At 39.8% G+C, this 12397-nt stretch carries 7 protein-coding genes; all 7 read right to left on the bottom strand.

The genetic code is table 11. The features are described 5' to 3' along the window. Positions 1–59: 59 nt before the first annotated feature. The 7 genes from QX565_RS08865 to QX565_RS08895 all read right to left on the bottom strand — a co-directional run bounded on the left by QX565_RS08865 (position 60) and on the right by QX565_RS08895 (position 12357). Positions 60–2189, bottom strand: a complete 2130-nt coding sequence (locus QX565_RS08865) for a polysaccharide lyase 8 family protein (RefSeq protein ID WP_221650497.1) — start codon at positions 2187–2189, stop codon at positions 60–62. Between the two features lie 11 nt (positions 2190–2200). Further along, positions 2201–4084 (bottom strand): TonB-dependent receptor, encoded by a 1884-nt coding sequence (locus QX565_RS08870; RefSeq protein ID WP_289292563.1) that lies wholly within the window; start codon positions 4082–4084, stop codon positions 2201–2203. Then, positions 4077–5387 carry a glycoside hydrolase family 88/105 protein gene (locus QX565_RS08875; protein ID WP_289292564.1) on the bottom strand — a complete coding sequence of 437 codons (1311 nt, stop codon included), beginning with the start codon at positions 5385–5387 and terminating at the stop codon, positions 4077–4079. Before QX565_RS08875 ends, QX565_RS08870 begins: the two co-directional genes overlap by 8 nt. 11 nt (positions 5388–5398) lie before the next feature. After that, positions 5399–6550, bottom strand: coding sequence for an alginate lyase family protein (locus tag QX565_RS08880; RefSeq protein WP_289292565.1), 1152 nt, complete (start codon positions 6548–6550; stop codon positions 5399–5401). A 122-nt stretch (positions 6551–6672) separates the two neighbouring features. Then, positions 6673–8661, bottom strand: a complete 1989-nt coding sequence (locus QX565_RS08885) for a glycoside hydrolase family 88 protein (RefSeq protein ID WP_289292566.1) — start codon at positions 8659–8661, stop codon at positions 6673–6675. Positions 8662–9362: 701 nt separating this feature from the next. Then, positions 9363–10832, bottom strand: a complete 1470-nt coding sequence (locus QX565_RS08890; protein ID WP_289292567.1) for an O-antigen ligase family protein — start codon at positions 10830–10832, stop codon at positions 9363–9365. A 538-nt stretch (positions 10833–11370) separates the two neighbouring features. Further along, positions 11371–12357, bottom strand: coding sequence for an LA_2272 family surface repeat-containing protein (locus QX565_RS08895; protein ID WP_289292568.1), 987 nt, complete (start codon positions 12355–12357; stop codon positions 11371–11373). Positions 12358–12397 lie beyond the last annotated feature (40 nt).

Here is a 12397-nt window from a genome sequence, read left to right on the forward strand (position 1 = left end):
GCTGGAGAAAATGAAGATTAATAAAAAAGATTGTAACCCTATACGTTCACTTGTATTTCTCAGTTTATAATAGTAGTCCCATCCATTTTCCCGGATGAAACAGAAAAGCGAACCTCTTTTTTATTAATTACAGCTTTTGCTTCCGGCTGTTGATGGGTTGGATCGGCATAAGCAACCTTATAGTTCTTACCTGAAGGCATAATCATGTAAACTCCCGGTGTAACAGCTTCAAAAGAAAGTCCGGATGCCAATTTTATTTTTATAGGTTGGTAAGCAGCCATATAATAATTACCTGCAGCAAAAACAACCTGCGCGCTTTCATCATTACGTATTACTTTAACAGAAGAAAGATCAAATGCTGCCGTCTGGTCACGACTAACTGAAGGAAGAAGAATATATTGATAAGCAGCCTTCTGCGGATGTACTCCATGGTCAATATGTAAAGATACAACTTCTCCTTCTACCGGTTGCGGACGATACATCTGCATAAAATCACGCCATTGCCCCGTACGCTTCTCCGAATGGGCTACACTTTTTACAGAAGAATTCCCGAAAAGAATATATCCGGTATTTCCATGAAAGAAACGCTGTTCTTTTCCATCAAATTGCTGCATACCTTCTATTGTTTTCCATTGTTTTTTTTGCAGCACGAGCAGATCATCCCGTTTCAAACGCTGATCAATAGAAGTAGTAACGGCAAGTATTGAATCAGACTGTATACCTGCCCCCAAGCAAAGTACAAAATTGTCTGTCATCACCCACGCCTTACGAGCCTGTATACCATCCCGGTTGAAGTCCATAACGGTCATTCCTTGTTTACCATCAGATACACCTCCTACAAAAGATGCATTATTAACAGCCTGTTTTCCCTTCTTCCACCGTACAGGTTCATCACTTTCGTAGGATGTTATACCTGGAATCTTTCTCCAATCCCAGAAAGGAAATACATTCAGATAATCATTTGTATCTTCATAGATATAAGTGGCTCCATCACCCATGTAATATCCCAATAAATTATCTTCATTCACCTGTTCGGAACCAATCACCCGCTCAGAAGACATTTTCACTGAAGCCATCCATAACGGACGACGGTGAATAGTATAGTCCGATTGCCAGAAATGTTTATGTCCGGTAAATGTGCTTCCCGATTTACGAGGAGGAAAATTATCAGCAACAAACTCTTTGTTTCCCAGCGTCAATGCCACAAATCCCACACTCAATGCTTTGTGAATAGGTGCATTGTGGAATAATTGCCGGTCCAGAGAATTTATATCCATCTCTCCCCGCCAGATAATCCAACGATAACCATCGGCAAGCAACGTATTCAATATCTCCATTTGTTTATCATCAAATGCCAATGAAGTACCGGAAAACAACCCGGCAAAGAAACTCATACCCGATAAAAACGACAGTCCGTAATTACCAAATTGCTGTTGGGCGCCATGTTGATGAAAACTCCAATCTCCCTTTATTCCTTCTTTCCCACCGGTCATTATTTCGGAAGCAATAATATCCCGGGCTTCTTTCACCAAAGGATAATCATTCTGCAACAAAGCACGCATCAACACATTACCTGCCAACCAAACTTTATTCTGTCCGGTCATACCAAACCTGGCATGTTCCAATACTTCAACAGCCGATTGTTTTTCTGCCGGAGATAGTTCATCTTCCAAAAGGATAAAAGCGGCACCCATCGTTTTGGGGATACCTATCTGGTTGTACCACCAATTCAGACAAACAGGCTTTGTGGTAAACCAATAATTCAATGCAGCGTGGATTACTTTTGAGACCTCTGATGAACCCTTATATTCCGTCTTGTCCGAACGATAAAGTTTGGCAAGTTCCAATATCCGTTCAGCATGCATCTTCGGTTCCCATCCCGAACGTTTCTTATCACTATAATTAATATCTGGCCATGTCCCATCCGCTTTCTGAGAAGAGAGATATCTCTGTATTTTTTTTAAATCAAAAGGATAAAGCTGATGTAACTCCATTACTACCTGATCAGACATCTCACTTTCAGGAGTGATTTGCTGTAAATAACGGACTAAGTCTTCCTGTTCGCCTCCTGAAGGAAGTAAAGAGCGAACGTAATTTTGCCGGATACGCACAAGTTCATCCCCATCAGCTGCACGAACAACCGATATGACAAACATAAGCAGGCTTAAACAAAATACAATTTTCTTCATGGTGTTTTATTTCAAATGTTTATACTGATTCCTCCGAATACGGTAGCTCCCGGCATAGGAAAGCCGGAATTAATCTCATAATTCTGTCCCAGGAGATTTTCTCCTTTTACAAAAATTTCCACTATTTTAATAGGGGAATAGGCTGCACGGACATTCCACAACAAGTAGTTCTCAGTGGTTGTACTACCTATGGCAGTATACAGACCATTGATATATTGTAATCCTGTAGCTACATTCCAATTACTCCGGGCATAGCGTCCACCCAGGTATAACTGATGTTCCGGAGCAGCCGGAACGGGATACTTCATATGCAAATAACTATAGTTCATATTCAACCCCAGATGACTGTTCAATTGACAGGCTGTAGCCAGTTCGATACCATAATTTTCCACCTTATTTATATTACGGTTCACAGGTGAACCGGTGCTTGTGTCCGTAAAGATAATATCTTTTCCATTTATATAAAACAGATTAAGGTCAAAATGCAAAGCATTATCCCAAAAATTCTGACCGACAGATACTTCGTAATTCACTAAACTCTCCGGTTTCAGATTTGGATTTTGAGGTTTGAACATATACATTTCTTTAATCGTAGGATTGCGGAAACCTTTGCTTACAATGGCCTTTAGTACTGTGACAGGAGTAACAATATAGCTTATACCCACTTGAGGAATCAATTCCTTTCCCGACTTATCATTGTAATCCAGCCGAAGACCAGCGTTCAGTGTCAATCTCTCTGCCAGTATCTGACGAAGATTAATATATCCGGCTACATTATTTATATAAGTAGAAGATAATATATCACTGTTTTTACCACCTTCTGCCAAAGGAGTATTCCAGGCATGACCACCGTAACGGGCATAATCAATCCCTACTGTTATATCATTGCCAGTAAAGAAAGAATAGGACTGATAAAGAGAAAGCCCCAACATATTATCGGTAGAGCGATACAGCTCTTTCTGAGGATTACCGCCTGTGGTATATCCATCATTAATCTGATGATTACCCCAGTTATAGAAAAACTTCAAAGCACCGGATGTACGGGTATACGAGTTGAATAGTGCAAAAGAAGTCATACCACGGGTTATCTCTGCATCATTATCAATCATAGGAGCCGATACTAACCCGGGATTGGCAGCATTATAGTGAGTGGCATTCACATCTGCAAAGGCATTCCAATGAGAAGAAAATTCATACCCTAACTTAGCATATCCTCCATACTGATCAAATTCGGAATTCTCACGATGTCCGTCTGTACGATTATAATTCAATGAAACAAAAGAGCTGAAACCCTTTCGCCGAAAGGCGTTGTGAGCTTCAGCATTAAAAGTATTGTATGAACCATACATTGCACGACCATAGGTATGCACTCCATCTTGTTGCTGCTTTTTTGTAACGATATTGACAACCCCTGCCATCGCATTGGAACCATAGAGCACAGAAGCCGGTCCGCGTACCACCTCTATTTTTTCAGCCATAGCCGATTCATAGGCATCGGGCAACGGATGCCCCATCATACCCATATACTGCGGATGTCCGTCAATCAATACCAATACCTGCGTATTGGGGCTACTACCTATACCGCGAATGCTCATTCCACCGGCTGCACCATTAGCAACCCCATACCCCATCACACCACGTCCTGTAACAAACATTCCAGGAACTTGTTCCGAGAGTACAGTCAGAACAGAGCTGGTATAGCGTCCTTGTAACTCTTGTTTATCCAAGGAAGTGACAGTCATCGGTAAAAACTTCCGGTTCACTTCTGTCATAGTCCCGGTCACTACTACTTCATCCAAACGAACAGTATCATTTACCACCTGGTTTACTTCACCGGCAACCCCCACAAGGGCAGTAGCCAGAAAAGAGATCGTCAATATCTGTTTCTTATTCATTATTTATCATTAATTTCTCCGATTCCATTATTACAGCTGCCCATAGCATTCCTGCAACGGCTTCCTTTGCATTGAGTATCTTGGGTACAGTCACATATTCTATGAAATTCTTCTTTATAACCACTCCGTCACAGGCTCCTATTACATCGAGCAATCCCTGTTCGTTAACCTGAATAAAAGGGCGCAGGCTCTCATAACCTTCAGTGACAACAGGCATATACTCCTTTGGCTTCAGTAACCCCAGATTAATCCCCCTCCGAAGGGAGTAAACAAACATTGCAGTACCCGAAGGATCAATAAAATTCAATGGATTGTCACCCTTATCTACGACCATAAACCAACCACCGGTAGACTTATCCTGTACAGACTTCAATCCCCGACACATCTTTATATATATGTCGAGTATTTTGTTATAATCCGGATGAGTTTTCGGCAGCACGGCAAGTAGTTCGGGAACCACCAATGTATACCACCCCATACCTTCGCTCCATACTTCAGGCGACAAACCTGTTTGCTTATCAGCCCAGACGGCTTTCTCCGGTTCTGTGGTCCATGCATGTAGCACCAGTCCGTCCGGACGTTGAAGATGACGGGCAGCAGCAATAATATTACGGCAAGCTGTATTATAACAATAATCAGTCTCTCCCACATATTGTCCGCAACGGATGAGAAACATCTGCATCATAAAAACACCAGCAATCCACATATTCGGGCTCCGGTTTCCATGCCAGAATTGTCCGTCGGAACTGGGATAGTCATCCACAGCTTTTAATATCTGTAAAGCAGCTTTCTTATATTTTTCATTACCTGTACGGGCATATAGGGTACAAAAAGCAGAGCCTGTCATGAAATTATCAAGATTGGTCAGTCCCCCACCCTTATAGTTTCCCTCATCATCTACAAAATAATCTATGTATTTCCGGATATATTCAAGATAATCCGGATTACCGGTTAACTGTCCTAACCGATCCATTGCCTCAAACATATATCCCTGTACATACGTATAGTCTTTCCAATACGCCAACCGATAGTCAGGATAACGTGCCATCACCGTTTCGGCAAGCGGCAATGCCAGATTCATGGGTGTTTCGCCGGGAGTGTAGCCCAACTTTGCATCAGGCACCCCTTGTGAAGTTGTTCGCCGGTAACGGGTAGTGGTTTCCTGGGTAACCATCATTGTTACTCCATTCTCTACAGTTATACCGGTAGTACGTGTAGTAGTCACACGATTGGTTTGCGCCATCATTGGCTGCAACAATACATTTCCTAAAAATAGTAGAACAAAAATAGTTTGTGTTTTCATATGTAACATTTTTATAACCAGATAATAGGATTACGTATAGGCAAATTGCGTACCACCTCATTATTTGTCGGAAAGTGTTCCAATTTAAGCCAGGTATCAAACATTGCTTCATCTTTCAACTGCGCAGAACCAAAAAGCAGAAACGGGTGTGCAACAGGCCACTCCTCCCAACACATCACATCCGGTGCCAATGTCCATTTACTCTTATCCACTACGAAAGGATAAAGATAAGAAATACCCAGAATAATATTTCGTCCGTCCGCTGTTGTATATTCCCAGAGATTATCATCATTTGTAGATAAGATCTGGCATATCATAGTCATAGCATCAAGATTGAAAAGCGAATAGGCATACGGTTTGGTACGTTCCTGTTCTAACGGAAAACTACCGTCCTCCGCCATTTGTCCGGGAAGCAATACCTCTTTGTATCGGTCCGAACAGAACTTCATCATCTTCTCATCTCCGGTATATTTAGCAAACATTGCTGCCTGCATCACCCAGCAAGTACCATGATTGTTCTTCGCCTTCATCTCATCCATGCCATACGGATGCGTTACCATCCAGTTCAGATAAGATGTAAACCATTCTTTGGTAGCCTTTGCATCTTCAGCAGGAAGTACCCCTGCCTGCTGAAGACGTAAAAGTGATTGGGCTACTTCGATAAGATGAACCGTATCAATAATCCCGATTCCACGTCCGGTAGCAATCCCTTTTATAGCCTGTGCATACAACAGGTTCGGATTCATCCGCGTCTCTTTGTTCACAAACCAGGCACGTATATGCTGAATGGCTGCATCGGCATATTTCTTATCCTGCGTAATAAGATAGGCAGAAGTTAAATTACCGGTAATCACACTAAAACGCACCATCGCATGCCGATGGGCTACAAAGTTATCCGGATTAGTTTCTCCGTCACGACGTACATACGGCCCGTCAGGATTCAATGAATCGGGCCACCAATAATCTCCTTCTGAAAAGAAATCATGCGATCCACCCATACTACGCTCAGCAATAAAGGAAGTCACTGTTACTGGTTTCTCACTCAGACTCTGTTCTGCACGCTTCAATATCTCCTGTCTTAAAGCTTTCACTACCGGGTCGGGGCCCGACGCAGCACATGAGAACAGAAAACAAGTTAAAAGCAAATAATAAAAGCATTTCATAAATTACTCAATTTGTTATAAGGTGTATAATAAAGGATCTCTTTGCACTGCGCAAAAATAAAAGTTTAGTTTCTTTTCAGCTTTTAGAATTATCCCATAAGCTTAAACTATTATTCCATTCGTCAATGAAAACACCCTTTACCGGGAATATACACCGAAGAAAACGTTTGTATAGAGTCGTGTAGTCCAAATGTGCAAAGAATATTTTTTTGTCTGTCTACAAGAAACATATGAGGGGCTTTATCCTTCACTCCATGTCCCTGCCAGTTGGTAAACAGCAATCCCACTCCCGGCAAGTATTGCATACCACTGAGAAATTTCAACGGACTTCCTTTCAGATCTCTGTTCGACAATTCCCAGACCACTATCCCTGCTTTATCAAACTCCATAATGCGGGGATCCTTGTCCGCATCTGCCACCGCAACAAGTGTATTGCCATTGTCCAACCGGATAACAGAATGTGCTCCACCGGAAACTTCTACTTCCCAGCACGATTTGCCATTCTCATCATACTCCACTACCCGTTTACCACCATAATGTGCCACCAGGTAATGTCCGTTGTCCAACCTGCGGGCATTACGGATAAACGACTTCTTACCATCCGTTACACCTGGAGGCAGAATACATACTTCCTTTACAACTTCTCCTTTCGGATTCACCTCCAGCAAACGACCGGAATTACATTCACCTATAAATGTATCTCCGTTCTTCAATCTCTGGCAGGCAAAGATATGACTTTTAGATGTATAATGAAAGACAGTATCTTTATTTCGGTTCACTTCAAGCACTCCCTGTCCTGTAGTGAAAAGTATATTTCCATTCTCCAGCATCCACAAATCATTGGAAAGCGGTGCATCGTGTTCCCAGACAATTCTCCCGTTCTCAAAGATAAAAACCTTCCCTTGCGAATAATCCGTACAAGCGAATGTTTTGCAATATTCCAGATATGGATATTGATTACTGTTCTCTACAATCCAGGTTGCCCAGAGGAAAGAGGAAATCACTTCCTGCCCATTCATTTTCTTCGGACGGGTCACATAAGTCTGATAGTCTTTTTGAATGCCCAATCCATTGTTGGCATCCTGCAAATCAATCAATCCGTCTACAGAACTTATTTTTGCTTTAGAAAGCAATCCCATATATCCTTTTCCCACACAATTTTTGTATTCTCCGGCAGGAATAATACCCAATTCTATAGCACGTTGTAAAGCATACACAAACATCCCGCTGCCGGAAGTTTCCTGCCAATTACCGGGTTGGTCACCTTTATCTACCACCTGATACCATAGTCCGGTGACCGGATCCTGGCAGTTCTTTAACCCCTGCATTAACTCTTGTGTGATAGAAACCAACTTCTTATATTGTGAATGAGTTTTTGGGAATATCTCCAATGTCTCTACCATTATTAATGCATACCAGCCAAGTCCTTCGCTCCATACTTCCGGCGCCATACCCGTCACCGGATCTGCCCACCGGGCATCTTTATCTTCATCCCAGCCATGATAAAGCAAACCGGAATCTCCTTTTTTCAGATGCGTATACATCCCTATTAACTGACGGGAAGCTTCATCGAAGCAATAATCCGTATCGCCAATGTAGTGTCCGTATTTTGTAAGGAACATCTGTCCCATAAAAACACCATCCACCCATATCTGCCCAACGGTCCCCCGTCCGTGCCAAAACACTCCGTCAGAGGTTCTCGGATAGTCGTCATAACTCTTCCGAATTATATCGGCAGCCTTCCTGAACTTCTCTTCTTTTGTTTGTTGATAAGCCCAGACAACAACAGAACCAGCCATCATATCGTCCATACTTCGTCCTTTGAAATAAACGAGGCTTCCATCCGGACGCACTACTTCATTGGCCCAGTTCATTATGTAATCATAATACTTTCTGTCTCCGGTAGAGCGCCACAACTTATCCAGTCCCATAAGGAAATAGCCTTGCGGGTAGCACCACGGTTTGAAAGGAATAGTCAGTGCCGAAGGATAACGCGTCATTACTGTATGAGCTATTTCTTTGGCCCAGGAAGAAGGCACATTCCCTGGAACTTGTGCCGTTGCCTGCATAAAGGCAAGAGATACTAAAATGGTAATTAAAAAGCTTTTCATTCGTGTTTCTTTTAAAGTTAGCGCTAAGATAGATGCTTTGTCCTTATCGGACTTTCAGACTTGTATCAATGATTATAAATTCTATCTCAAAGGAAAATAAAAAGCAAAAAGAAGTAAGTTTGGATATTTGCAGGACATTTAAGCACAATAATTTACAAACAATATACGCAGAAGAAAATTCTCTGATTCATTCTGTAATAGAAAAATCCGTTTATACTATAGGTAAAATATCAGTATCGATTCTCTATCAAACAAAAGTATACATTCTTGTATAGCAAAAGTGTACATTCTTGCTATACCAAAATGTACATTCTTGTATGATAAGATTGTACACTTTTATAAACACTGATTATCAAACACTTATCGACAACTATTTCTTCAACCCAATACTCGTCTGGTCTCAAACAATATCGAATTAATTAATCCCGGGAGAGACGTACAGAAAGTATCTTGCTACTTCCGTGCAACAAAAACATATTACAAAAACAAACTCTGATAAGACTATAAAAATCACACTTTTAACCTTTTGTATATTTACATTATAAAAGTACGTACTTTATTAGTACAAACTATGCATTTTAAGTATGTCTTAAATAGGTAATTAACACACATTTAAATACGTACTTTTATAAGTAAGAGAATCCAGCATTAAACAAATACAATTATTTCTTTAGATATTTATAAATTCACATTGAAACTCTCTACTTTCCCAGATATTTTCGCACATAGTGTTTTACTTCCATTGCAACAGACCCTTCCAACTTATATTCACCTATAAGAATCTTGTCACCCAGCTCTTTTGCTTTTTCATCATTCCCGGTTTCTACATAAAACCGAAAAAGATAATAATGTGGAAGTATATGTCCCGGAACCATGTATATAGCCGTTGATATCACTTTTTCCGCTTCCGTATATCTTTCCAGATACATAAGGCAATTTCCTAAATCGATATAAAGATCGGGACTTGGCAGCAATTCAGCCCCCCGTTGTAAAAAGGGTAAGGCCTCTGTGTATTGCCCATTCTTATATAAATAATGGGCATTATTTAAAATATAACTTCTATTATATTGTTTGGCAAAAACATATCCGGACAGAACCCTCTGATACCGCCAACATGCCCAGACAGCCATCAAACATGCAAAGGAAATCATACCGGTTCGAAGAAAATTCCTGTATCTACATGCACAACCTTTTATTTTCTTCTTTCCACTTCCGGATGCAACTCCCCAAAGAAATGCAACCATTATCAATAAAGAAGAAACTTCCCCTACATAAGAAAAACAGGAAAAAATACATAAATACAAAAGTATAGCACGAATATAACAGTCAGACCGGGAAGTAAACAGAGTAACAAAAAGTACAAGAAAAATTAACAGTCCGATGATACCATATTCACAACAGATACGCAAAGGCTCATTAAAAGCATGAATGTTGGATGTAGCACGATTCGTATGTTCTGAATTTGGGTTTTCCTTAAAATAAGAAGCTTGCGCCAACATATATCCGGCAGGAAAAGAATCGGCTCCTTTTCCTGTTAATGGAGCTTCATTTATCAATTCACTACTAACCCTCCAAATAAAAAGACGACCGTCTGCCGAATCTTGCTTCAAATTATAAAGAGGAACAGCTAACAACGTAATGACCAACAAGGAGCATAAAAAAAATTGAAAACGTATTTTCCTTCTTTTGCAGAAATAATAGAAACCTATAAAAGACAGAAATAAAGCCACCCAGGATGCACGAGATTGTATAATTATAAATAACATTGTAACAGGTAATGCAGCTAAAAGCAAACCTCCAAATAATGACCATCGTTTTTGGTTATAAACAGCCTTCATTAAAAAGAAAAAAGCCCATATTGCAAGCCCGGTATATGCCCCTAAATGTGCAGGATTAAAGAAACCACCTGTTACTGAAAAATAAAGATGATTGGAAGGCAGCCATTCTATATATTGCAACCAACCATATATAGATTGTATAAAAACACCCAAAGCAATTACTACATATATCCATATACGTTGCGAAGATGGTCCGTAAATACGTCCACTGATATAAAAAACACCGGCAACAATCCACAAAACAATATTTTCATCCGAAACTCTTCGTTCATTCCAAAGAAAAGTAGTCATAAGTATCCATCCTCCAAATAGTAAGACAAGTATATCTGTCATGCTCAACGATATCCACTCGGATCGGTTTATGCTCAAAGTTGCACACAATAGAATGAAGCAGCCCCCCAATAACATTATATAATGATTTTCTTCTATCAGGTGTCTGAAAGAGGTAAAAAAAGGTAAAAGCAAAAAAATAATGCCTGCCAGTAGCCACTTTATATCTACAAATTTGATAACCATTTTCTGTAGTTAAAAATAAAACGATTAATTATCAAAATAGCATATTACATATTCTTCAACAGAAGGACATAGCATTAATGTGCTCCACAGAATAATCCAAAAAATACGCCAAATATACCATAGCTTCCAGGTTGAGTCTCTAAAGCATACAAAAAACGATAGGTTTATTGCAAAAAAAATAAAAGAGAATCCAGGATAGAAATATAAGTGAGAAACTTTTGAAACTTCTCTTACATGAGCATGAAATCCTAACAACAAGAAGAAAAACACTTGTGATAAAACGGTATTGTAATTCATACAATTGATAATTTCTCGTAAATAATTATTCATCATCGAAACAAATTTAAATTAATCATCAAAACAAGATAATGCCTCCTTCTATAATCGGTTGATGGGAATGGGTTTTGTTTCTACCATAATGACGGAGTACCTCATACCCACCGGATAAGAACAAAGACAGTTTGCTCCTAATTTTACACTCCAAATTTAAACGTGCCTGCAAAGCATATAAACTTCCCGGAAGGGATTCATTACGATTCTTCTCGGTCATCAAATGTTGATACCCTACATCACCACTTATGTCTAAGAATTTGGTAATTGGTAGCCAAAGACCGCTACGATAGGATAAATTCCATGAGAACTTATTATTCAAATGGAAAGAATAAGCACCTACGCCAACCATATTATAAAATAACATTCCTCGAAAACGAATGCCCACATTCATTAGTGAACTATTCCCACCAAAGATTATCGCTTGTATCTTTGTGGAGCGATTGAGGTTAATTAGACCCAACTGGAAAATATTGGACTTTTCTTCCGATAAACAATAGTTTACAATTCCTATTTGTACACCTTTACAGTCGCCACAAAAATTAAGTGGGGCAATCTGTACTCCTCGCAAAACATCGGTTATACCGATTAATCCACTAACTTGTATCCCGAATATATTATCAGAGCTATTGATTAATCCAGCCACTTGTAGCCCTTTAGTACCATCAGGAGACATGTTCATAATTCCCCCTAAACAAATGCCATTATATTCACCAGAATAATGGTTAATGTTCCCAAAACCAGCAATAGCAATTCCTTTGATACAATCAGCACGTAGAGTTAATAAATTAAAAGCTAATCCATATAGTTTATCAGCTTTAGAATTCACGCCAATATTCAAATAAGTAGTTTGCCCTTTTATAGACTTAATGGAATCGCGTCGTATATTCTCCAAATCCAAGGATCTCATTGGCTGCGTACAAACCTTAGAACCTAAAGACAAATTAACACCGAAACATCTATTCTGAGAGAACAATCCTACCGCAGCACTCAATAATAAGAGTAATATCAAAACTTTTCTCATATACATCGTTTAATAATAAAATAATAGA

Source organism: Bacteroides sp. 41_26, from assembly GCF_949740115.1.
GTDB lineage: Bacteria > Bacteroidota > Bacteroidia > Bacteroidales > Bacteroidaceae > Bacteroides > Bacteroides nordii.

Excerpts from the sequence above, each read along its gene's own strand:
- QX565_RS08890 (WP_289292567.1), bottom strand. The coding sequence starts at position 10,832 with ATGACAGATATACTTGTCTTACTATTTGGAGGATGGATACTTATGACT.
- QX565_RS08865 (WP_221650497.1), bottom strand. The coding sequence starts at position 2,189 with ATGAAGAAAATTGTATTTTGTTTAAGCCTGCTTATGTTTGTCATATCG.
- QX565_RS08880 (WP_289292565.1), bottom strand. The coding sequence starts at position 6,550 with ATGAAATGCTTTTATTATTTGCTTTTAACTTGTTTTCTGTTCTCATGT.
- QX565_RS08875 (WP_289292564.1), bottom strand. The coding sequence starts at position 5,387 with ATGAAAACACAAACTATTTTTGTTCTACTATTTTTAGGAAATGTATTG.
- QX565_RS08870 (WP_289292563.1), bottom strand. The coding sequence starts at position 4,084 with ATGAATAAGAAACAGATATTGACGATCTCTTTTCTGGCTACTGCCCTT.
- QX565_RS08885 (WP_289292566.1), bottom strand. The coding sequence starts at position 8,661 with ATGAAAAGCTTTTTAATTACCATTTTAGTATCTCTTGCCTTTATGCAG.